Annotated in this window: 24 protein-coding genes; 6 read left to right on the top strand and 18 right to left on the bottom strand. The window is 32.9% G+C overall.

Annotation, left to right across the window (positions count from 1 at the left end):
* The first annotated feature begins 70 nt into the window (after positions 1 to 70).
* From FHK87_RS06625 to FHK87_RS06605, 5 genes are all read left to right on the top strand, one after another.
* The gene (locus FHK87_RS06625; protein ID WP_140591802.1) at positions 71 to 778 is read left to right on the top strand and encodes a DUF547 domain-containing protein; all 708 of its coding nucleotides are present in this window, start codon (positions 71 to 73) and stop codon (positions 776 to 778) included.
* Positions 779 to 887: 109 nt separating this feature from the next.
* The gene (locus FHK87_RS06620) at positions 888 to 1,760 is read left to right on the top strand and encodes a hypothetical protein (RefSeq protein WP_140591799.1); all 873 of its coding nucleotides are present in this window, start codon (positions 888 to 890) and stop codon (positions 1,758 to 1,760) included.
* Positions 1,761 to 1,898: 138 nt separating this feature from the next.
* Positions 1,899 to 2,900, top strand: coding sequence for a glycoside hydrolase family 113 (locus tag FHK87_RS06615; RefSeq protein ID WP_140591794.1), 1,002 nt, complete (start codon positions 1,899 to 1,901; stop codon positions 2,898 to 2,900).
* On the top strand, positions 2,897 to 4,165 hold the full coding sequence (locus FHK87_RS06610) for an FtsQ-type POTRA domain-containing protein (RefSeq protein ID WP_140591790.1): 1,269 nt from the start codon (positions 2,897 to 2,899) through the stop codon (positions 4,163 to 4,165). The genes FHK87_RS06615 and FHK87_RS06610 overlap by 4 nt, the downstream gene beginning before the upstream one ends.
* A 328-nt stretch (positions 4,166 to 4,493) precedes the next feature.
* On the top strand, positions 4,494 to 5,003 hold the full coding sequence (locus tag FHK87_RS06605; protein WP_140591788.1) for a hypothetical protein: 510 nt from the start codon (positions 4,494 to 4,496) through the stop codon (positions 5,001 to 5,003).
* Here the strand turns inward: FHK87_RS06605 and FHK87_RS06600 are convergent.
* The 18 genes from FHK87_RS06600 to FHK87_RS06515 form a co-directional block, all read right to left on the bottom strand.
* Positions 5,000 to 5,710: a TIGR04283 family arsenosugar biosynthesis glycosyltransferase gene (locus tag FHK87_RS06600; protein ID WP_140591785.1), complete on the bottom strand. Its 711-nt coding sequence runs from the start codon at positions 5,708 to 5,710 to the stop codon at positions 5,000 to 5,002. The two genes, FHK87_RS06605 and FHK87_RS06600, sit on opposite strands and share 4 nt — an antisense overlap.
* Positions 5,711 to 5,783: 73 nt before the next feature.
* Complete coding sequence (locus FHK87_RS06595; RefSeq protein ID WP_140591783.1) at positions 5,784 to 6,530, bottom strand: DUF547 domain-containing protein; 747 nt, start codon at positions 6,528 to 6,530, stop codon at positions 5,784 to 5,786.
* A gap of 352 nt (positions 6,531 to 6,882) precedes the next feature.
* A complete protein-coding gene (locus FHK87_RS06590) occupies positions 6,883 to 7,782 on the bottom strand; it encodes a DUF547 domain-containing protein (RefSeq protein ID WP_226294123.1) in 900 nt (299 codons plus the stop codon).
* A 9-nt stretch (positions 7,783 to 7,791) separates the two neighbouring features.
* The gene (locus FHK87_RS06585; RefSeq protein ID WP_140591781.1) at positions 7,792 to 8,679 is read right to left on the bottom strand and encodes a sterol desaturase family protein; all 888 of its coding nucleotides are present in this window, start codon (positions 8,677 to 8,679) and stop codon (positions 7,792 to 7,794) included.
* 52 nt (positions 8,680 to 8,731) lie between these two features.
* Positions 8,732 to 9,442 (bottom strand): DUF547 domain-containing protein, encoded by a 711-nt coding sequence (locus FHK87_RS06580; RefSeq protein ID WP_226294122.1) that lies wholly within the window; start codon positions 9,440 to 9,442, stop codon positions 8,732 to 8,734.
* A 164-nt stretch (positions 9,443 to 9,606) separates the two neighbouring features.
* Complete coding sequence (gene arsM / locus FHK87_RS06575) at positions 9,607 to 10,575, bottom strand: arsenosugar biosynthesis arsenite methyltransferase ArsM (RefSeq protein ID WP_140591778.1); 969 nt, start codon at positions 10,573 to 10,575, stop codon at positions 9,607 to 9,609.
* 71 nt (positions 10,576 to 10,646) lie between these two features.
* The gene (locus tag FHK87_RS06570; protein ID WP_140591774.1) at positions 10,647 to 11,462 is read right to left on the bottom strand and encodes a purine-nucleoside phosphorylase; all 816 of its coding nucleotides are present in this window, start codon (positions 11,460 to 11,462) and stop codon (positions 10,647 to 10,649) included.
* A gap of 18 nt (positions 11,463 to 11,480) precedes the next feature.
* Positions 11,481 to 12,080, bottom strand: a complete 600-nt coding sequence (locus FHK87_RS06565; RefSeq protein ID WP_140591769.1) for a TIGR04282 family arsenosugar biosynthesis glycosyltransferase — start codon at positions 12,078 to 12,080, stop codon at positions 11,481 to 11,483.
* Between the two features lie 4 nt (positions 12,081 to 12,084).
* Positions 12,085 to 12,579, bottom strand: coding sequence for a rhodanese-like domain-containing protein (locus tag FHK87_RS06560; RefSeq protein WP_140591765.1), 495 nt, complete (start codon positions 12,577 to 12,579; stop codon positions 12,085 to 12,087).
* Positions 12,576 to 13,532 carry a radical SAM protein gene (locus FHK87_RS06555; protein ID WP_140591761.1) on the bottom strand — a complete coding sequence of 319 codons (957 nt, stop codon included), beginning with the start codon at positions 13,530 to 13,532 and terminating at the stop codon, positions 12,576 to 12,578. The genes FHK87_RS06560 and FHK87_RS06555 overlap by 4 nt, the downstream gene beginning before the upstream one ends.
* Positions 13,516 to 14,262: an ABC transporter ATP-binding protein gene (locus FHK87_RS06550; RefSeq protein ID WP_140591758.1), complete on the bottom strand. Its 747-nt coding sequence runs from the start codon at positions 14,260 to 14,262 to the stop codon at positions 13,516 to 13,518. The genes FHK87_RS06555 and FHK87_RS06550 overlap by 17 nt, the downstream gene beginning before the upstream one ends.
* Positions 14,259 to 15,029: an ABC transporter permease gene (locus FHK87_RS06545; protein WP_140591755.1), complete on the bottom strand. Its 771-nt coding sequence runs from the start codon at positions 15,027 to 15,029 to the stop codon at positions 14,259 to 14,261. Before FHK87_RS06545 ends, FHK87_RS06550 begins: the two co-directional genes overlap by 4 nt.
* Positions 15,022 to 15,894 carry an ABC transporter permease subunit gene (locus tag FHK87_RS06540; RefSeq protein WP_140591752.1) on the bottom strand — a complete coding sequence of 291 codons (873 nt, stop codon included), beginning with the start codon at positions 15,892 to 15,894 and terminating at the stop codon, positions 15,022 to 15,024. The genes FHK87_RS06545 and FHK87_RS06540 overlap by 8 nt, the downstream gene beginning before the upstream one ends.
* A 41-nt stretch (positions 15,895 to 15,935) precedes the next feature.
* Positions 15,936 to 17,144 carry an ABC transporter substrate-binding protein gene (locus FHK87_RS06535; protein WP_140591750.1) on the bottom strand — a complete coding sequence of 403 codons (1,209 nt, stop codon included), beginning with the start codon at positions 17,142 to 17,144 and terminating at the stop codon, positions 15,936 to 15,938.
* A gap of 9 nt (positions 17,145 to 17,153) precedes the next feature.
* Positions 17,154 to 20,135 (bottom strand): TonB-dependent receptor, encoded by a 2,982-nt coding sequence (locus FHK87_RS06530; RefSeq protein ID WP_140591747.1) that lies wholly within the window; start codon positions 20,133 to 20,135, stop codon positions 17,154 to 17,156.
* 91 nt (positions 20,136 to 20,226) lie between these two features.
* On the bottom strand, positions 20,227 to 20,910 hold the full coding sequence (locus FHK87_RS06525; protein WP_140591745.1) for a TIGR04282 family arsenosugar biosynthesis glycosyltransferase: 684 nt from the start codon (positions 20,908 to 20,910) through the stop codon (positions 20,227 to 20,229).
* A 10-nt stretch (positions 20,911 to 20,920) separates the two neighbouring features.
* Positions 20,921 to 21,988 carry an arsenosugar biosynthesis radical SAM (seleno)protein ArsS gene (arsS, locus tag FHK87_RS06520; protein ID WP_140591743.1) on the bottom strand — a complete coding sequence of 356 codons (1,068 nt, stop codon included), beginning with the start codon at positions 21,986 to 21,988 and terminating at the stop codon, positions 20,921 to 20,923.
* A 111-nt stretch (positions 21,989 to 22,099) separates the two neighbouring features.
* Entirely contained in the window at positions 22,100 to 22,435 is a 336-nt protein-coding gene (locus tag FHK87_RS06515; RefSeq protein ID WP_140591740.1) for an arsenosugar biosynthesis-associated peroxidase-like protein, read from the bottom strand.
* A 268-nt stretch (positions 22,436 to 22,703) separates the two neighbouring features.
* Between FHK87_RS06515 and FHK87_RS06510 the strand changes: the two genes are divergently transcribed.
* The gene (locus FHK87_RS06510; protein ID WP_140591737.1) at positions 22,704 to 23,747 is read left to right on the top strand and encodes a LacI family DNA-binding transcriptional regulator; all 1,044 of its coding nucleotides are present in this window, start codon (positions 22,704 to 22,706) and stop codon (positions 23,745 to 23,747) included.
* Positions 23,748 to 23,784 lie beyond the last annotated feature (37 nt).

Below are 23,784 nucleotides of genomic sequence, written 5' to 3'. Positions count from 1 at the left end.
TAAACTTCATTAGTTTTTAATCATAATATATATTCAGCTTTATATTAATAAGCTGACAAAAAGAAAAGAAATGAAAAAAGTAACAGTATTTCTATTATTAGTGTCAATTCAGTTTGGTTTTTCTCAAAGCACTACTGATTTTTTTAGTAAAGCAGATGTCTTTTTTAAGACTTATGTTGCAAATGGAAAAGTAAAATATAAAGAAATCAAAAAAGATCCTGCAAGTCTTGAAGCTTTAATTGATATGGCGGCTGGCATAAAGGTTTCAAAAAGTAAAGTGAGTACGTATCAAGCGTTTTATATTAACGCTTATAATTTGGCAGTAATCAAAGGAATAGTGGATAATTATCCTACCAAATCACCACTTAACGTCAAAGGCTTTTTTGATAAAACTACATATACATTAGGAGGTGTTAAAACCACACTTAATGATCTTGAGAATAAGATATTGAGAAAAAACTTTCCTAATGAAGCAAGATTTCACTTTGTATTGGTGTGTGCTGGTTTAGGTTGCCCACCGATTATTAATACAGCATACAAACCTTCAACATTAGAAGCTCAATTACAGAGACAAACAGTTAAAGCTCTTAACAACTCTTCTTTTATAAAAGTAAAAGGAAATAAAGTACAGATATCCCAAATTTTTGAATGGTATAAGGAAGATTTCACTCGTAATGGATCTGAAGTAGATTTTATTAATAAGTTCAGAAAAGAAAAAATTCCAGCTAAAGCTAAAGTATCTTACTATACCTACAACTGGAATTTGAATCAAATTTAAAATAGTCTTAAAAACAATTAATTAATAACTTTTTATAGGAGATATTTTTTCAAAGTTTCGATATAAAATATGCTTTGAACAAGGACTCTTATGCTAATAAATCAAAGAAATGAAAACAAAAGTAGTATTTGCATTAGCCATAGGTTTATGTCTTTCAGTAGCTGGTATAGCACAAGATGAAGAAGATCAAGGTTCGGTTATACAAACACTTACACCTTCAAAATTAATAGGAAAAGGTCAATATGATATCAAATGGTTTAATAACCTTTATACACAAACAGAAAGTACCTTTACAGATGGTAAAGAACCTAGACAAACCTTTTTTACTTCAACGTTAGAAGCGTATACTGGTGTTGGAAATAACAGAAGATGGAATGTGGGAGCTATTTTAGAATTTAGATCAAATGTAGTTGCAGATAGAGATGCATTAGACGTTTTTAAATTTGATGGAGAAGGTGGAACTGCTAGGTCTGGATTAACATCTATAGCACCGTCAGTAAAATTTGTACCCTTAAAAAATGTAAACAATTTTTCTATTCAAAGTTCATTTTTTATTCCTCTGGTAGATAATGAAACTGAAGATGGTGTTTTCTTAGATCAAGATGGATATATCTGGCAAAATCGTTTCTTTTATGATCATACTTTCCCTGGGAATAAATTTCAAATTTTTGGAGAGTTAAACTCAGAACTTAATTTTGGAGAAGAAGAAGACAGTTTTGCTAATAATAGCTTAAGGCTTACTCCGGGAATATTTTTCAGTTATTTTCCTAGTTCAAAATTTACAGTTTTAGCACTTGCACAACATTCAGAACTTATTGATTTAGGAAATGATTTTGATCAAAGTTTTACAGCATTGGGCGGTGGAGCAAAATATCAACTTACAAGAGAGTTAAATATAGAAGCGCTGTACACTAATTTTGTAGATGGTGATAATACTGGTCTTGGAGAAACATTTAATATAGGTTTAAGAGCCGTATTTTAAATCATTATAAAGTTTGTCTGCCTGAAGAGAGAGGTGTAAAATTGTAATAAGTAAGGTAGACAAACTGTTGATCCATATCATTTTTGATATAAAGTTCTTTGTAAATAAAGTTGTATTTTCATGAGCAAAAAGGAGTTTATGAAAAGAGTTTTGTTACTACTCATCTGTTTTATTTTTTGTGCTTGTTCTGGTCAAAATCATAAAATCAATGGGGTAAGCTTTGTAGGAGCACCTCAAAAAATTAGCTTAAAAGAAATAACTCCTGTAGCAGCAGTCAATGCCAATTGGGCAGCAGTAATGCCTTTTGGTTTTTTAAAAAAACTAGAAACACCAGAAATTGTATTTAATGTAGAAAGACAGTGGTGGGGAGAGCGTAGAGACGGAGCAAAAAAAACAATACAACTTCTCAATGAGAAAGGTATAAAAGTAATGTTGAAACCCCAGATATGGGTATGGCATGGAGAGTTTACCGGGAATATAAAAATGAATTCTGAAGAAGACTGGAAGGTTTTTGAAAATTCTTATCAAGAATTTATCATGCTGTATGCAGAGTTGGCTGAAGAAATGAAAGTGCCCTTATTATGTATTGGTACAGAGCTACATACTTTTGTACAACAAAGAACTGGTTTTTGGAACCAATTGATTGCTAAAATCAAAACTGTATACAGTGGAGAACTTACATATGCAGAAAATTGGGACCAATTTAATAAAGTTCATTTTTGGAAAGACTTAGATTATATAGGTATAGATGCTTATTTTCCTGTAGCTCAAAGTCAAACACCAAAAGTAGAAGAAATTAGAAAAGGTTGGCAAACCTCTAAAAATAATATTAAGATGCTACAGTCAAAAATTAATAAGCCAGTTCTATTTACAGAATACGGGTATCGTAGTGTCGATTATACAGGCAAAACACCTTGGGAGTCTAGTCGCATACAAGGTAAAGTTAACCTGAAAGCTCAAGAAAATGCCTTAAAAGCATTATATCAAGAATTTTGGGATGAACCATGGTTTGCCGGAGGTTTTTTATGGAAATGGTACCACAATCATCAAGAATCCGGCGGTACTGATAATAATAGATTTACAGTTCAAAACAAACCCTCTGAAAAATTAGTAAGAGCGTTTTATAATACAAAAAAATGAATTTTAAATATTTATATTTCGTTATTTTAAGTATCAGTATCTTTTCTATATCAAGCTATTCGCAAGAAAAAAATATTTCTACCATACGAATACAAGGTAATAAAAAGACAAAAACTTCTGCGTTGCAAAAACTTACTTCTTTGAAAGAAGGCAATGTTTTAGATTCTCTACAAATCGAAGAAGATATCAAAAGATTAAAACGTTTACCGTCTATAGCGCATGCATATTATCAAGTGGTAGAAAAAGAAAATGGATACGAACTTGTATATGGTGTAGAAGAAAACTTTACGATCATACCGGGAGCCAATGTATACACAACAAATGATGATGAATTTGCCTTTAGACTTATGTTATCCGAGTTTAATTTACTCGGGCGTAATATCACTTTAGGAGGTTTTTATCAGAATGATATTTATAATTCTTACGCAGCACAAATTAGAGCGCCTTTTCTATTTGGAAAAAAATTTGGTTTAGCATTTAATTTTCAAAGTCTTACTACAGAAGAACCTGTTTTCTTAGAAAACGGAACAGCAGATTATAAATATAATAACACATCTTACGAATTATTAGGTCTTTATCAATTTAATCTTCGTCATAGGATAGAATTGGGACTAAATTATTTTAATGAAGACTACCAATATAAAACAGGAGCAACCAGTCCAGAAGTTCCTCAAGATTTTAATGTAGATAAATTGCTATATAAGTTGATTTATGAATATAATAATTTGAACTTCGATTATCAATATGTATCTGGTTTTAGAAGTGTTTTGAATGCTCAATATGTGATCAGTACAGAAGATGTTTTACCTGACTTCTTTATTTGGTGGAATGATTTTATGTATTTTAAAAGAGTTGGAAAAAAAGGAAATTGGGCAAACCGACTACGTGTAGGGTTGGCTAGTAATGATGATACTCCTTTTGCTCCTTTTGCTGTAGATAATAACTTAAACATTAGAGGAGTAGGGAATACTATAGATAGGGGTACAGGTGTGATTGTACTTAATACAGAATACAGGCAAACTTTGTATGAAAAAAACTGGTTTGTTTTACAAAGTAATGTTTTTGTAGATGGTGGAAGCTGGCGTAACCCAGGTGGTGATTTTGGCGATTTTGGGGACTCGCAAAACTTTAGACTCTATCCCGGCGTAGGTTTACGTTTTATACACAAGAAAATCTTTAATGCCATCTTTAGAATTGATTATGGATATGGGGTTACAGATGATTCAACAAACGGTTTTGTCTTTGGTATTGGACAGTACTTTTAGATATTTAGAAATAATTATTTAAAGAGATAAAACTTATCTTAACGTATTAAAAATTAACCTGAGTTAATTTTTAATTGAAAACTGACTACTATATTTGAATCTTGCAAAGATAGATTTATATGAATATTGTACTTAACCGTTAATTTATAAATGTTTTACTTCAGTTTTTTAAAGTATATAAAACAAATGAGTTTTAGGTCTTACAGTGACAATACCTAATTACAAGGTTGTTTTTAGATTTTTAATTATTTTAACATAAAGTACATATTTTAACGCAACCATTTTGTAAATAATCAGTCTTATAAATGCAAAATGAATATAATATGTCATGAAAATGTTAAAAACCACACTAGCTATTCTTATTATCACATTTTTGTCTTGTAATCGTGACGATACTCCTAATGTTAAAAATGAGGTGGTTGATAATGGTCCTGGTAAAATAGAATCATTGGTGTTTGGATCTTATGCAGGATTTTGTTTAGGAGATTGTGAAGATATTTTTAAGATTGATAGCAATACTTTAGAAAGAGGAGATATGACGAATATTTTTAGTGAAGGAGCTGTCTTTAAAAGCTCTTTTACCTATAGAAATGATCAATTTGAACAATATAAATTCTTGCTACAAGAAATCCCAGAAGAATTAATCATTGGAAAAGATAAAATATACGGTTGCCCTGATTGTGCTGATCAAGGAGGTTTTTATTTTTTGATACAAACTCGTGATGGGGATAAGAAAAGGTATAATATTGATACTTCTGATACAAGTGATCAAAGTGAAGACATTTTGAAGTTTAAGAGTAAAATTACAAACGTCTTAAAAGAACTTGGTGCATTTTAATTCGTCACTTTTTCTTTATAGTACTTATATAAATCTTCTGATGATGCGCCCATCCATTTTCTTAAATGAATGTTTAAAAAGTGATATTGTAAACGCCAGATGCCAACTTCCTCATATCGTCGTGCAGAGGTGGTAATATATTTTGGTATGATCACAAATTGTTTTTTTGCAAATAGACGTTCTACCAGGTCATTATCTTCATAAACAACAAAGGACTCATTGTATTTACCAATATCATTAAATAGTTTTTTTGTAATAAACTGACTTTGATCTCCACCTCTACATTTTTTGCTGTTAAAACGAGTTAACCATCCTGTAAAACGGAGCCACCAATGGGTCGAGTCAAATTTCATTCTGAAACATCCTGCAAGATTTCCATGTTTTACCTGATTAATAATATCATCTTCAAAATTTGGAGGGGGATAAGAATCGGCATGTAAAAAATACAAAACTTCTGCAGTGGCCATTTCTGCACCTTTATTTAATTGTATTGCTCTCCCTTTTGTTGAGGTAACAAGTTTGATATTAATGTCTCGATGTGATTGCGCGAGATTTTGAACCAATGTTTGAGAATTATCTTCACTACCGCCATCGACAACCAAAATTTCTTTGACTACATTTTTTGAAGAAACTTTAACCAAATACGAAAGCAGCTTACTTATAGTAGCTGCTTCATTTAATATTGGGATGATGATTGATACTTTCAAAACTGAAATACTAATCTTTTGAAAATAAATTTACGTATTTACTATCTAATATCAATATACTTAAATTTTAAAATTAATCTAAAGCAAATGCCTCGTTAGGTTTAGTTACTTCATTTAACTTCCAGTTATAATCTTTATACCCTTTTTTGGTTTGCTTTTCAATTTTTACAGAAGAGTATCTATTAATAAAATCTTTTACATCTCCACCATTCACTTTAAAGTCTTTTTTGTACCAGGTAAATATTTTTGATACAGAAACTTCATCTTCAGTTATTGTATTTCTAGTAGGGTCATTAATAAATTTTTCAGTTTGGGTATCTAATGCTTCATGAAGATTATCTCCTGTATATGCTCTATTCCAAACTACAGGACAAGAGAAAGAGGCACAGTTGATAGCAAAATGTATTCTAGGGTCACCAAATTTTCTTAAAATTTTATGTTCTAATTCTCCCAAACTATGCCATTCACCATCTATTTTGAAAAACTTTTTACCCCAAGGATCTTCTAAATCTTTAATACTTTTAAGCGGGTAACTGTCTATAATTAGTTTTATAGTATACGCATTATAAGCGTTTATCCAATATGCCATTTTTTCTTCTCTACTCCAGTCTTCTTGAGGAGGATTTTCAGACAATTGTTTAAAATATCTGTAGAGTTGAGAGCTGTCTCTCATAAAGCCGTCATAATTTACTTGACCGTCTTCAGAAACGTTTAATAATAAGGCTTGATCCCAAACAGAATGATCAAATTTATATTGTGCTTTTGCCGGTAAGAAGAATAATATTCCGACTGCTATTAGTATAATTTTAGGGATAGTCATTTTCTTAATTTTTAAATGGTTAATCAATAATTCATTTCCAATCTCTCTTACTTATAATGATCAAATTAAAAAACTAGTTTTGAATTATAATATTAGTAGATGAGGTGTTTGTTTCCTTACATAAAAAGTAAAAGGTTTTATGTAATGCATATTGATTTGAAAATAATCAGCTAATAAATCTGATTTTGTATTTTTGAATTTAAAAATTTGATAATCAGTATGTTGAATTGATTTTTTGTGCAAGCAATAGATCTTTTTAAGAAGCGATATGTCTAGGAAGGATTAAGATTATTTTAACCTTATTTAGATCATTATTTTGCTAAAAAATATAAATTTATTTTAAAAATTTAAGTTATTCATTAAGATTCCAGTTGTATTTTTTGAAATTCTTTATAGCATTAGGTTTGATTTTAATTTCAGAATATTGGTTAAGAGAGTCAATTAGAGTACCCTCAGTTTTAAAATCTTTGCCAAACCAAGAAAATATTTTAGATAGCTGAACTTTTGTAGGAGTGATTGTGTTTTTATTAGGATCATTAATAAAATGAATAGCAAGCTTTTGAAGTTCTTTGTTTACATTTTGCTCGGTAAATGCTTTGTTGGATAGTTTAGGACAAGAATAAGAAGCACAATTGATTCCAAAATGTATTTTGGGTTCCCCCATTTTTCTGAGTATTTTGTGCTCTATTTCATTAAGGTTATACCATTTTTTGCCTAATTTGAAAAAACGAGCATCCCAAGGGTCTTTAATATCTTTTATGCTTTGAACAGGGTAGTGGTCTATAATCAATTTTACAGTAAATGCATTGTATGCATTCATCCAATACGCTAGCTTTTTGGATTTGTTCCAATCTTGATCTGGTAGATTATTGCTTAATTGATCTAGATATTTCTTAAGTGATTTTTTGTCCTGCTTAAAGCCTTTATAATTTACGATACCTTTATCAGAGACATATTTAGTTAATAACTCAGCCCAGATAGAATGTGTAAAAATGACTGTATCATTTATAGCTGGTATAGTTTCTGTTAAAGAAGAGTCTTTTGCTTTTACAACTTCTTCAACAATAGGCTTTGGAGTTTCTTCTTTTTTTGGAGCGATATTATCCAGTTTTTTTAAGGTAATCGTATCTGTTTCTTGCGATTCTGATTTTTGAATATTGACTATAGCTTGCTCAGATTTTTGAACTACTTTTTTACTTCCACTACAAGAGAGGATAAGTATAGATATGATAAGAGGAAGTAATGTTTTCAATGTAATATACTAGCTTTTTAATTTAATAGGATATATTTCTTGTTGTAAAAAATCTTTGGGAAAACGCTCATCACCTTCAAACCCAAGTTCGATGTCTTTTCCATCGCTGGGAATATGACTTGTTTTGAACAGGTAATCCCAAATACTTAATGATATTCCAAAATTTACACCATATTTGGTATGCTTTGGTAAATTCTTAGCATGGTGCCAAATATGCATTTTAGGATTGTTAAATATATATTTCAAAATACCATAATCCCAACCTAGGTTTGCGTGATTAAGATGTCCTATTGTTAACGCAAAGAAGTGGACGATAGCTACATCTTGTGCATCAAAACCTCCGATTACAGCTATTGGAATGTATAGTAGAGATTTATACACTACAGGTTCCATCCAATGATATCGCAAATGAGCAGCAAATCCCATTTCTTTTACAGAGTGATGAACTTTATGAAAATTCCATAAAAAGGGAACACGATGCAGTAGGCGGTGGGTATTCCACTGTGTAAAGTCACTTACTAAGAAAAATATCAACAAACCTATTGGTCTAGGTAATGCATCGACATCAAAAAGTTGAACGTCTGAGGATGATAAACCTATTAATGAAAGAATATCATTAAAAAAAGCTTCTGTAGTGTTAGATAGCGCTATTAGAACAATAAGGTTAAGTAAAAAAAAGTTGAAAAACATATAAAATGCATCTAACCAAAAATCTTTACGTAATCTTGCCTGATCTTTTCTCCAGGGGAAAACTATTTCTAATCCCCAAACTATAATTGATACTAGGATTAATCCATAAAAATAATTATCCCATTGATTTTGGAGTAAAATTTCATTTTTGAGATAAGACCAATATCCTGTATATGAATTTTTTATGATTTCGATGTATTTTTCCATATCTAGAAAATAAAATCAGCAAATCATAAGATTGTTGTCATAAGCTTGCTGACTACTGTTTATTTAATCCCCAATCATATTGTTTGTATGATTTTTTAGGGACTTTATTAATTCTTACGGTACTATATTGATTAATAAATGCTGCTACATCACCTTTATTAAAATCATCTTTATACCATTCAAAAATTTGAGAGAGATTTATCTTTTCATCTTCAATCACATTTTTTGTAGGATCATTTATAAATTCTCTTGTTTTTGTTTCTAAAGCTTCGTTTACATTTTTTGCTGTATAAGCCATATTCCATAGTTTGGGAGATGAATTTGCAGCACAATTAATCAAAAAATGAATCCTTGGCTCATTCATTTTTCTTAAAATCTGATGTTCAATTTCATCAAGGCTGTAGCGTTTGTCTTTGATCCTAAAAAACTTTTGGTTCCATGGGTCATGCAAATCATTGATACTTTTTACCGGATAATTGTCCATAATCATCTTAAGCGCAATTGCATTATATGCATTGATCCAATAGGCTAATTTTTCTTCTTTTGACCATTCTTCTGTAGGGGGAGTATCTGATAATGATCTGAAATACTCATAAAATAGAGGACTATCTTTTATCATTCCCTCATAGTTTACCTTTCCGTCTTTTGATACATTAAGAATCAAAAGTTGATCCCACTTAGAATGATCGGGTTTTGTTTGCGCATTCATCACAAAACAAAATATTACAATTAGGGCTAACCAAAGTAATTTACCTTTTTTCATTGATTTGATGTATCTAGTTTTAATATGGTTGAGTAATACTAGCAGGCTATTCTTATTCTGCTCATTACAAAAAAATTAAAATTATCGATAAAATGCAATTATTTAGGATAAAAAACTTTAAAATATTTTATATGTTAAAAAATTAAGTGTTTTGTAAAAAAATGTTAACAACATCCGCCTCCATCGTAATGATAGGTAGATTCACTTATGAAAATATCATCTCTCTCTAGTGATGCCAAAGCACCTGCAGTTTTATCACATACTGCAATAGGCTGATTTTTTAATAATACATGTCCTTTTTTGTCATCAAAATAATCATCATCCCCAAAATAGATAGCGGCTTTTCCTGTGAATACACAAGGTCCATCTTCTGGCATTGGATCTTTTATAGCAGCTACTTCTATAGACTCTATATAAATTAGTTCATCAGTAGCATAATGCTTAGAATCAAGGATACGATATGGTTTTCTTGCTCTTATCTCGATCGTTCCAAATCCTACATCTGTCAGTGCTTTTACATATTCTGCAATAGGTAAACTACCACTTAGACAAAGTGCTCTTAATCGTTCATCATTTCTAAGAGTTTCATTCATAGGTTGTTCACAAGTAGGATCACTCATTACTAATCTTCCATGGGGTTTTAGTACACGATACATCTCTTCAATGGCTTTTTTAAGATCTTCTTCTTTAAATATATTGAAAAGACAATTTTGAGCAGCAACATCTATGCTGTTATCCTCTACCGGAAGGTGAAGTGCATCACCGGATCGCAAATCCACGAATTCACTCTTGAACCAGTCATTTTCTTGCTCTGCTATTTTGAAATTTTTGCGAGAAGCGTCCAGCATTTCTTCAACGACATCGATACCAATTACTCCATTTTTTTGTCTTGAAAAATATGAGAACTGTAAAAGCTCCATACCACCACCTACACCAACATAAAGAATTTTAGGATTATTTGTTAAGTCTCTTGCATTAACGGTACTCCCACAGCCATAATTCATTTCTTGCATTATTTTTGGGATTTTAAGTCCGGGAAGCTCCCAAATAGGGTTTGTTGTACAGCATAATCCTACATCTGGTGTTAATGCTGCTTCCTTATAAACGTCATGCGTAGTATCTAAATAACTCATAAATATTTGTAGTTTAAAATGTAAAGTGCTTAAAGGTTATATCTTTAAGTCGATTTGAAAATAAATAACTTTCACGATAAAGATTTTATCAATTCTTTGAATAATAATATCATGTTTGGTTCTGCTTTTGCTGCCATTGCAATAATTTCGTCAATGTTAATTGGTTTTAGATCATTAGGATCACATTCATCTGTAAGTACAGATACTGCAGCAACTTTTAGATCTAGGTGATTCGCAACAATAACTTCGGGTACGGTACTCATTCCTACTGCATCGGCACCTATAATTTTAAGATATCGATACTCTGCGCGTGTTTCAAGTTGAGGGCCAAATACAGAGGCATATACTCCTTTGTGCAAATTGATATTATGATCAGAGGCAATTGTCTCGATTTTTGTATTGATTTCTTGATCATAAGGAGCACTCATATCGGTAAATCGGGTTCCTAGTTTTTCTACTCCTTTGAAACCAAGTGGAGACCCTCCTTGTAGATTAATATGATCATCAATCAACATCAATTCTCCCTTTTTGAAATCAAGATTTACTGCTCCGGATGCATTTGAGATCAATAATGTTTTGATGCCTAGTTTGTGCATAATACGCACAGGATAAGTAACATCCTGTAATGTATATCCTTCATAAAGGTGAAAACGTCCCTGCATTACAATTACATTTTTACCCTCAAGTTTTCCATAGATAAGTTTTCCTTTATGAAACTCTACTGTTGCAGTTGGAAAATTTGGGATATGATTGTAACTAACTTCTTTTATGATTTCTAATTCGTCAATCAGCTGTCCTAATCCTGTACCCAATATAATTCCTACTTCGGGATTTGTGAATCCTTTTTGCTGAAGGAATTCTGCGGTTTCTTCAATGTATTTTACCATCTTATATTTTTTTATTGGTTAGAAAAATTTTTGAAACACTTCGATGTCTTTGATATCTTCATAATAATCAACATCATTACGTTCTTCTAGTATTTTTACTGAAGAATCTTTTATATCTTCTAATGTGTCTTTGAGGACTGTGTTTGTTCCCCATTCTTTATTTTTAAAAACGTGTGAATTTAAGGATTTCATTCCAAATAAATAATACCCACCATCTTCTGCAGGACCTACTACATAATCATTGTTTTCTAGGGCTTCAAAAGCGTTTTGTAAGTCTTTTTGACTAAGGTCATACATATCACTACCAATAATTATGATGTTTTGATATCCTTGCGTAAAACCATCTGCAAAGGCATGTTCCATACGGATTCCTAAATCTTCACCATTTTGTTGTTTTTTGATATACGTTTGTGCGTCCCAAATATCATGTTCTCTTACTTTTACAGAGTAATGTACTTGCTTATCTACCTGAAGGTTTTGAGTGATTGAGACGGTATGTTCTAGTAAAAATTTATAAATATCTAAAGCAGCCTGATCTCCTATAGTAGCTGCTAGTCTGGTTTTGCATTTACCCAATTCGGGATTACGGGTAAATATCATCAATAAATTCTTTGTCATGAAATTAATATATTTTTTTTCCTTTACGAAGCCACTTGCTCCATTCTTTTGAATACACGTGGACTTCTTCGGTTTTTTTATTGTTAGGGTTTACTACAGGTAAATCATTGTTTTTCCATTCAAAAATGCCTCCGTATAGATTATAAACATTCTTATACCCTGCTTTCTTAAGTTTTTCTGAAATATCTTCAGATCTCACTCCAAGACTACAATACACAACAATTTTTTTACTCTTATCAATGTTTTGGGAAGTTATATGTTGCATTTGAAATTGCTCATAACCCACATATATTGCATTTTGAATATGACTAACATCGTATTCTACTTTTTCTCTTGCATCTAGCAGTATTACATCTTCATGGGTTTTGTGAAGCTCTTCTACATGAATGTAAGGAATTGTTGCTTGGTTATACTTTTGTAAAATAGCATCCAATGTCTCTTGAGCTACACTGCTTAAGCAACTGATAAAAGCAAAAATGATGATATATGTTTTATTCATAACTGTTCCTCTAATTTGGTTTCTTTGACCCCATTTTTATCAAAAATTTCATTCTTATTACATTTCAGGAAATGATCACAATACAAACAAATGTTTTTGAGTTCTTTATTTTTTTGTGTCGCTTCTTCTTTAGAAATGCCTAGAGATAACCCCATTTCAAGAGGTTTTCCTTCATTAAGCATTTTAAAAACGGCATTTTTTGAAGCACGAGATAATACGTCTGCTACTTTTTGTTTTCTGGCATCACCCATAGGAAAATGAGTTCCTGGGCAACAGGGGTTGATACGCCAGAGTTGTATGCTAATTTCTTGCGGGATATCGTCATAACCTCCTAAAAAATTTCTTGCACCGGATAGAATGGTACAAAAATTATGTTCAGGATCTTTTTTCCAGATATCATTTTGTAAGGCTTTGCCACGAGCCCAGTTACCTCCAAGCCACATGTCTTCACTAGCGCCCCAATATCCCCAGCTCAAAGGGTTTTGGGCAAGGTAATGCCCTCCTTCTATCAATGGGTCTTTTTCTGTACCTATCACACCACAGCTTTCAAAAAGTTCTGCCAGTTCCATTAATCGGCTCCCTGCTTTTTTATGATATCGATCTATACTTGCAATATCAAATCGGGTCACTCCTTTTTCGATAAGGATTTTTAGAATTTTTTCATTCAACAAATCCCCATTGGTTTGCAACATGATTTGTGTAGCGCCATTATATTTCTCCTGAATTCGATCTAGAATTGCATATAGCAACTTTTTTTCTGCAACTGGTTCGCCACCGCTCAGAATTAATCGGTCTATTTTATCAGGTAAATTATCTATAATTGCCATGCAGTCGGCTTCACTAATTCTTTTGCCAAAAGGACTTGAATCGTTATAGCAGTGATCGCAATTATCATTACAAAGTTGGGTAAAAACCCAGTATATTGATTGTATGTGATTAAAATCGCTCTTCATTTTTGTATATATTTTTCCAGAATTCTATTTCTTCTTTTGCTCCGGTTGTTGGGTCATTTAAGAATTCTGATTGATTTATAAATGTTTTCAATACTCCATTTTCCATTTTTCCGATTTGATCACCCATTAGTAACGCTTCTTTGAGGTCATGAGTTACAAAAACCGTTGTTATTTTGTAGTTAAGGATGGTTTGTTTACATAATTGCTGCATTTGCTTACGCGTATCTACATCTAATGCTCCAAAGGGTTCATCAAGTAATAAAACCTTTGGTTTTATAATCAATGCCCTGCCAAAGGCAACTCGTTGTCGCTGCCCGCCACTTAATTGTGTAGGCATTTTGTGACTGTGTTCTTCTAATTGAAGATCAAAAATCATCTTATTAACCTGTTTTACAATATCCTTTTTTGGGATTTTTCGTAATCGTAACCCAAAAGCAATATTCTCGAACACATCAAGGTGAGGAAATAATAATGCATCTTGATAGAGATATACAATATTGCGTTTGTGTGCGGGTATTGCGCTAATTTCTTCGTGTTCTAAAAATAAGCTACCGCTATCCTGCTGTTCTAGACCGGATATGATTTTGAGTAATGTTGTTTTTCCGCTACCGGATTTTCCTAAAATACTAAATACAGCATTTCTCGAAGCTTTGAACGATGCTTCTGTAATTACTTTTTCTTTTTGAAAAGCCTTGCTAATATTCTGTATGTCTAATACAATATCGTTCATCCTATTTGCTGATTGGTAAACACAAAACGTTTATTGATAAAAAGTAAAAGCATGGGAGGGATTACCAATAGGCAACTTGCCAATGCTGCAAGAAAGAGGTTAGCTTCTTGTATATATTGAAAAACACTTATAGTTAGTGTTTTGACTTTTCCCACCCCTATCAAAGTCGTTAATCCGTACTCAAACCATGAGATCAAAAAGACTTGAAAAAAACAAAGCAATAAAACACTTTTTGATAGTGGGAATACTACTTTTTGAAATGTTTGAACAGGGCTACTGCCAAGTGTTGTACTGAGTTGCTCAATCGACTTTATGTTATCATTCCAGAAATTGCTAAAGATAATCACTCCAAATGGATATGTAATAAACAATTGCGCAATGATAATTCCTAACATTGTCCCTGAAAGGTCTGTGTAGGTGAAATAAAATTGAAGTGTGGCTGCAAAAATAACAGGAGAACACACATAAGGGATATATGCCAAAAAGAGCCATTTTTTTCTGTGAACACTATAAGAAACATGTTTAGCAGAAAAGAAAGAAACAGCAGTAACTATTGTAGCAACACTTAATGATATCACTAGGGATTTTAAAATGGTTATAGGTAGTGTAGAATTTAATTGAAATACACTGATCCAATGCACAAGACTAAACTCCTTTGGTATAATGTGTGGATAACTCCATTGCTTTCCAAAAGAAAGTATCAATAATAAGAATAATGGAAACAACACCACAGAAACCCCCAATGATATGTATACTTTCTTAAGCATAAGCCCTTCTTTTTGTGATGAAACGTTTTTTAATCCCTCCTATTGATAGCAATGTCAACACAAAAATTGTAATCATTACATACAATGAAGCTATAGTATATGCCTGCGGAATATCGTTGAGATTAAATCGCTGTAATTTTTGCATGGTCAATACAGAAATCATTTGTGGATTTTGTTTGCCCAATAGTAATGGGATCTCATAACTGCTCATTACAAAAATGATAAATAGACAAATGGTAAACCAAGACCTTTTTAACAGCACCGGAATGGTAATTTTGATTAAGATTTGAAAAGAAGAGGCTCCCAGATTTTGTGCTACTTTTTTTAGCTCATGTAGTTTCTCACTATGATATAGATTAGAAAATAGAATCGTAAAAAAAGGTACAATCATCAATACAGAGGTAAATACTATCGAAAAACCTAATGTATCATTCGTAAGATCGGGAAAAGAAGATATTTCTTTGATTCCCCCTATTTGATATATAATTCGTGATATCCAACCCGATTTTGACCAAAGTTGAAAACTGTAAAAAGCCATAACCACAGCAGGAAAACATAAAGGAATATAAAATAAGTAAGAAATAGTAATATTTCTTTTCTTGATGAATAAAGAAATCGATAATGCAAATACGAGACTAATTGTTATAGATACTAAGGCGATGTAAAGACTATAGCCTAAAGAAACCCAAAACATATCGGACAACAATACTGCTATCCAGTATTTACCGGTAAAGCCATTATTCATGATGCCGATAATGCCGAAACTATATAATAAAGCATAGATCAAACCAGCCATTACCGGAACCACAGTAAGGCATACGAATATGACTTTGTATAGTATTGCTATCTGCCGGGTTTGCTTCATACTTTCTTTATATTTCTCTAATATCTATTAAAGGGTTGAGGCTATTCAATCATGTTTTTTCTAAAATCTTCTGCCAATCGAATCATATATTCAGGATCTATTTCTTGTAATGCTTTTTTTGAAATTTCGCTTCTCTTCGGGGCATACTTTCTTGTTGGTTGCTCTTCAAACTTCTTTTGCCACGTATTCGGGAGTTTCTTGAGGTCCAGAACTGTACCATCTCCCCATACGGTTGGGTCTTGTTTATGAAATTGCGCTTCTATAGAAATCATCTCATTAGCTACTACCATAGCAGCCGCTTTATTAGGCGCTATTTGAGGAATACCCATATAGTGAGAATTCTGTATAGTTCCGTAGTCGGGAACATATGCTCGGGCAGAAGCAGAAAAAATGCCTTCTGCAATTTTGTTATCTACCTCAGCGTCATTATTGCTCATCGTAAACCATAGTTCGCCACTGGCAAATAACTGGTGCATCGGTGCTACAGCTTCAGGAAATACTTCTCCCTTTTTCCAGAGATACGGTTTTAGAGCTTTGAGATATGCCCAAAGCTCTGCACTGTATTTTTTATATTTTTCTTCATTAAAATCACCATTTAAACTTTCTTTTCCTCCTGCAATATCGATAAGTAATGCTTTTAAGAAAGTAAGTCCTGTAAAGTGATTGTCCCATGTAAATGTACCTGGGTTTTCTCTTACAAAATCCAGTAATTCACTCCTTGTCATAGGAGGTTTTTTTACTTTGTCACTATCATAAATTAGGGTCATCTGTACATTACCCCAAGGCAATTCATATCCTTCAACCGGTTGCTGAAAATCAATACCAATAAATGTATTGTCAAAATCAATATATGTTGCATTTGGTAATTTTGAAGTCCAAGGGCCATAGAGTCCGTTGATTTGTTGTAATTGGTAGAACGTTTCTCCATTAATCCAAACCAAATCAAGGTCACTCTCTGTTTTAGAAGCCTGAATTTCTGTCATTAAAGTCTGTACGATGGTGTTTCCTTGTCCGCTGCTTACCATGAGATCGATATTGTATTTTTCTTTTACTCTTGGTTTGAGGTATGTGTTTATATACGCATTTATTTTAGGATCACCTGTCCACATCATTAGGTTAACGGTTTTTCCTTTTGCCTCTGCCGTAATTTCTTTCCAACTTGCTTCAGCAATATCAAAAGCATTTTCTTTTTTTTCTTTTCCGCAGGCAAAAAATAATACGATGAATAGGCTACAAAATAGTTTTTTCATAATTGAGGTTTAAAATAGATATCTAATCCCGAATTGAAATTGTCTTGGTGGCCCTGCATTACGCTGTACAAAGCGCCCACTAGCTTCAGAACCTTGTTGAATCTGATTACTTTGTGTTGCATTATTGCTATATCCACTCAGGTTTTCGGTATTAAACACATTAAATATATCTGCTCGTACTTCTATTTTATTGTTTCCTAAGGCAAATTGGTGCTGCAAACTCACATCAAAGTTAGTACTCCATGGCAAGCGGTCACTATTTCTGGATGCTCCTGGAAAACGGTCGCTATTACCTACATAAGCATCTCCGAACCCCGATCCATCTCCATTGAGGTCGGTAGTGCCAAAAACTTCTGCATCGGGAATACGATTAATAGGTTGCCCACTTTGTAATAGTGCGGCTAATGTAATTGTAGTGCCTTTAAGTGGATAATAGTTAAATATCCCATTGATGTTATGAGTTCTATCATTGATCGATGGGCCAAATTCTGAACCATAGTTATTAGCATCCTGTGCTCTGAAGTTGATATCTTCGGTATCGTTTTCTAAAGAAGATAAGGTATAGTTAATTCGGTATGCATAATTATCGTTACCTCTTGTTTTTTGAAGATTAAAACTTGCGGCATAATATCTCGATTTTCCTTCGGTTTCTGAAACCACAACATTTCTAGCGATTCCTGTACGGGTTTGCCCGTTGATGGTTGCTGTACCATTTTCGATAGGAATCGGGCGAGAAGCATCTGCTTGTTCTATAGTTCGTACAACAACATTATCAGGGTTTATTGTGTATTCTGCTGCAGCGTTAAGATTACGTAATCTAAAAAGATTTTCACTACGGTTATGTACAAGATCTACAAAAAACAATTTATCCTCTTTGATTTGTACTTGATATCCTAAAGCAAATTGATGTGTAAAAGGATTGTCAAAACCATTTGGGTTTAGGATTCTACGCTCATTAGAAAAAGCACCTTCTCTTTGTCCTTGCAATTCACTTGCAGTAGGACCTTGCAAATAGGATACTCCAGAAACGTTGGCAGCAATATTACCATCAAAAAGTACACGATCTAGATTTGTATCTTGTGGTAAGATCCCTAAATCAATAAATTCTTGTATTTGAGCACGATAATCGGCTGATGTTGTATTCTGCTGTAGTGCATCACTATACACGGCATAGGGGATTTTGTCATAAGAAATTGCATACCCTCCTCTGATGGTGTTTTTGGGGTTCAATTGATAATTAAAATGAATTCTTGGAGCAAAATTATTGTAGTCACCCTCATCGCTACCAGCTTTGGAAAGATTATCATAATCATATCGCAACCCAAAAGTAAGGTTTAGTTTTTCATGGATAGCCCATTGGTCTTCTAGATATACAGAAAATATATCTTGATTGGTTCCAAAAGCAGTTGGACGTAATTCTACACTGTAATTACTTACGGTTACATCACTAGGGATATCAGTTAGCGAAAGATTACCATTTACACCTTGGTTGCGCAGAGCAGTTACTTGGTCTGTAGAAAGATCTACAGTGTATATTCCATTTGGTACACCTCCTCCAAACAATTCATGATCTCCTCTAATATAGTTTAGACCGGCTTTCAATGTATGATCTTTGATATACAGTTTGAATTTTTGCTGAAACTGAACTGTGTTTTCTAAAGCATCAAATACAAATCCCGGATGCCCAAGAATGGCAATTGTTTCTTCGGCTGGGTTTCGTACTATGACCTGAGGACTATTGGGATCACGTGGGTCTGCGTAATTCCATCTAAATCTGCTGTACTGAACATTTGTTTCTGCACTGATATTACCTAATGTATATGAGTTTTTGAATGCAATATTGATACTATTACGATCTTGTTGATTTGCCGCAGAATTAAATTGTACACCGCCTTCTAATCCTCCACCTTGTCTTTCGATACCTACAAATCCTACGTTTGCTCTAAGTGAAGAGCGAAAATTGCTGCTCCAAAATTGATCTATTTTTGCAGAGAAATAGTCAAAGGTATTGTTTCCTCTTATCGTTTCACTAATCCCAAGATCCGTAACGTTAAGAAGATTATCTTTTACATCGGTAGTATGCTCATAGTTGAAGTAATAGAAGGTTTTGTCTTTTACTATCGGACCTCCTACTGCTAAACCTGCTTGATATCTTGCAAAACCGTCTCGTACAGCGTTACCAGATAAGTCTCGTTGTGCAAAATCCGTTTGACCATCTATCGAAGGGCCAGGGCGAGTGATAAAAAACACCTCTCCGGTCACTTCATTGGTTCCGGATTTTGTCGTGATATCTACTACACCATTATTGGTAAGCCCATATTCGGCAGAAAAGTTATTGGTAAGTACCGTAATATCTTTTACAAAGCCTGATGGGATTGCAAAGCGTTGTCCGCCAAGAAAGCGTTCGTTGTTATCCATCCCATCAATAAGATAAGATGTAAACAATGGATTTGCACCATTAATACTCACATTTGGAGCTTCAGGAAAAAAACCAGTTGCTTGTGATACATTTGGTAACCGAAATAAGACTCTTGTGATGTCACGTCCTTCTACAGGGAGTTCTTCTATTTCTTTTGCTTTTAATTCAAATGCTACTTCTGCATCCCTACGATTGATTTTTGCAGAAGACGTAGTAGAAAGCTGAACTTCTTCGAGAGTGGTTTCGGCACCTTTTTTTAATAGTGCTATTTGAATGCTTGGATTTTCATTCGACCGTACATCAATTTGTTGTTTTGTATAGGTATAATATTGATCATTTTCATTGAAAGTAACAGAATAGTTGTTCAGTACCGGGATTGAACGAAAAATAGCTTTCCCTTTTAAATCTGTTGTGTTTTCTAATGAAATTCCTTGTGTTATGTTGGTTAATGTAATGGTAATATTGGCTATCGGTTGATTAGTTTCAAAATCGATAGCAGTAACGGTAAAATCTTCTTGTGCAATACCAATTGTACTGATACATAGTAGTACACAAATCAATATATTCTTCATTTAATATGTTTGATTTTAATAAAAAAATAATGGATCGCAACCTTATAATGTTTCTATAAATTTTGAGAAACAATACAGTTGTTAGCGTGTGTTATGCGAAAGTGATAAAAGGAGATCCTTTATTAAAAAATGGAAGAATATGATAAGAATATACATAATGCGCACAGGTGTTAATACACTGCGTATTATGGTTTAATATTTTTTGAATAATTGTTATAAGTTCTCTAGGAAGTGTTTTAAAAGAATCAAAAACAGATTTTAAATCTTTGACGGTGTCAATATCTTCTAAAACCTCTAGTGAAATAACTTCAATTTTGGATTGGCGAATCCATCTTTGGATACAATCTGATAATTCTCTTGATTGCCAAGGAAGCCTTAAGAGAACATCAATCTTAAATTGGGATTTGTGTAATCCCATAAGGTAGAAACCACCATCTGTAGAGGGGCCAAGTACAAACGTATTACTTTTGAGCTGTTTTACTGTTTCTAGGAGATGTTTTTTTTGTAGATGAGGAGTATCATTACCTATGGTAATTACATTCTCAAAACCTTTGTCGTATATATCTTGTATTGCATTTACAAAACGCTCTCCAAATGTATGTCCTTGTTGCTCATTTTCGGTATATACAAAATACGGGAGAGCTGTACTCTTTACTATATGTTGCGTATGTGCGTTAAGCGCAGAAAAAAGTTGTTTACCGCCAGAAATAGGTTTATGACGTATTTCTTCTTCAGAAGAATTGGCAAAAACTAATATTGCGGTTTTTTGATTCATACGTTACTACTTATGCTACTGTGCCTTGACAGCTGCTTCCTGCTCCGGCAGTGCATCCATAACAATGTTGTGAGATTACAATATCTCTGTTTTGTAATATTTCTTCGTTGTACTCACTGATGTGTTTTACTTTGCTGGCTACTTTTAGTCCTAGCATCTGATTAAAATCACAATCATATAACCAGCCATCCCAGCTTACCGATATGGTATTGGTACACATTACATTTGCTACTGCAGATGGATTATAGGCTTCTACCAGTGCGTACATATAGTCCTCGTAATTTTCTGAGGCAATCAGGTAATCTAGAAATCTACTAATGGGTAGATTGGTAATGGCAAAAAGGTTATGAAAATGGATGCCGAAATCTTCTATTAGTGCTTTTTTAAAATCTTTTTCCATTGCGGCCTGATCGCTAGGTAAAAATGCTCCTGACGGATTATAGACCAAATCTAACTTTAGATTACTATCAGGCATACCATACCCTCGTTCATTTAATTCTTGTAGGGCCTTTATAGATTTGTCAAAAACGCCATCACCCCTTTGTTTGTCTGTTTTGCCTCTTGTCCAATGTGGCATAGATGATACTACATGTACATTGTGTTTTGCAAAAAAATCCGGGAGATCATAGTATTTTTTGTTCGCTCTAATAATAGTAAGATTACTACGTACAATAAAGTCTTTTATCCCTGCTTTACTGGCTTCTTCAACAAACCATCTGAAATTTGGGTTCATCTCTGGTGCTCCTCCTGTAAGGTCAAGAGTATGTGCTCCTGTTTTTTTGATTACTTCCAAACATTGTTTCATTGTTTCTTTGGTCATAATCTCTTTACGATCGGGACCTGCATCTACATGACAATGTTCACAAACTTGGTTACACATATAGCCAACATTGATTTGAAGAATTTCAAGTTTCTTTGGCCGTAAGGGATATTGATCAATTTCAGCTATTTTATCAGCAAACTTAGGGAGCTCTCCATTTGCAAAGATTCCATTATTAAGGATCTCTAACTGCCTTTGTGCATTGGCAAGCTGATTATTTCTTTTTTGTAAGGATTGTTTGGATTTAATCTCAGGCATTTTTGACTATTGATTTGTTCTCGTCATTAATTTCAATATGGTATAGAAATTAATATATAGTTATTTTATATGTATGATAACTATCAAATGTTTTTTTAAATCATAAAAATGTTACATTGATAATTTATCATATTTATTCATCATTTGCACCCCATGAACTAGGGTCGCTCCGCTTTCTATTGCAGCTCCCGCATGTACGGCTTCCATCATTTCTTCTTTGGTAATACCACGTTGCAATCCGTCTTTTGTATATGCATCAATACAATAAGGACATTTTACAACATGAGAAACAGCCAATGCAATTAGTGATTTCTCTCTGGCAGTAAGTGCTCCTTCTTCAAACACTTTACCATAATAGTCAAAGAATTTATTTCCTAATTCTTCGCTCCATTCTGTGATTTTTCCAAACTTTCTAAGATCTGCAGGATCGTAATATGTTTTTGACATGCTGTTTTATTCTTTAATTAAAATAACAGACTTAAGATTACATAAGTCGTTCTTTATAGAGTTATACTTACAATCGAGTTGTTTTATTTTTTGAAATTTAAAGATAATTAAGTTAAAATACCCTTTTTGCCAAAAAGTAATTTTTTTATTAAAAATAATCACAATAAGTAAGATAAACTGGTTATGATATGGATTGTACATTTATAAAAAAGCTTATTTTAGGAGCAGAAATCTTGCAAAAACACAAGAAATCATTAAAATTGAAGTCATGAGGAAAAAAGTTACGCTAAAACAACTCGCAAAAGAATTAAACCTTTCTATTTCTACAGTCTCAAAATCACTAAAGAATGATCCTGAGATTAGCGAAAAGACGATTAACAGAGTACATGAATTAGCTAATTTTTATAATTATAAACCCAATGCACTTGCGGTAAGTTTAAAAAGTAATAAAACCAAAACTATTGGTGTTATTTTACCCGAAATTTTAAATCACTTTTTTGCAAAAGCATTATTTGGTATAGAAAAAGAAGCTTCAAAAAATGGATATAAAATCGTTACCTGTATTACAAACGAGTCATATCAAAAAGAGGTAGAATATGTAGAAATGCTAAATTATAGTAGTGTAGATGGTTTTATTGCAGCACTTAGCCAAGAAACTCAGATTCACAATAAACTTGATCATTTTAAAGTATTAAAAAGAGATAATGTACCGATTGTAATGTTTGATCGTGTGAGTGAAGAAGTAGAATGTGATAAGGTGATTGTTGATGATAAAGTAGCTTCAAAAAATGCAATGCAATATCTTATTGATACAGGATGTAAAAAAATAGCTGTGATTACAACAATTGGAGATTTGAGTGTGGCAAAACTGAGGCTCAAGGGAGCTAGAGAAGCCGTTGATGCCAATTCTGAGGTGTCTTTGATAGATCTTTTTGTAAAAGATACTATTATTGAGTTGGTAGAAAAGAATTCTAATGCTATTGAAAATGAAATAGAAAATTTTCTAAAAGAACATCAAATCGATGCAGTTCTTGGTTTGGATGAGACCGCAGCAGCTATTGCCATTAATATCTCACATAAATTGGGGTACAAAATTCCAGAAGATATTTCGGTAATAGGATTTACAGATGGTCTTCTTTCTAAGCATTCTTATCCAAAACTCACAACAGTTTCTCAACATGCAGAAGAGCTTGGTGCTATAGCAGCTCAAATATTAATTGATAAGCTGGATGACGATCTAGAAAAAGAAAGTAATATTACCAAAACAGAGATTGTTAAAACTTCATTGATTGTTAGAGATTCTACGCATTAAAATAGCTTTTGTGAACTTTTTTAGTATCAGTTAGATC

This window comes from Aquimarina algicola (genome assembly GCF_006443095.1).
Classification (GTDB): domain Bacteria; phylum Bacteroidota; class Bacteroidia; order Flavobacteriales; family Flavobacteriaceae; genus Aquimarina; species Aquimarina algicola.
Note: the sequence above shows the minus strand (reverse complement) of the source record. Positions and strands in the feature narration are given on the sequence as shown.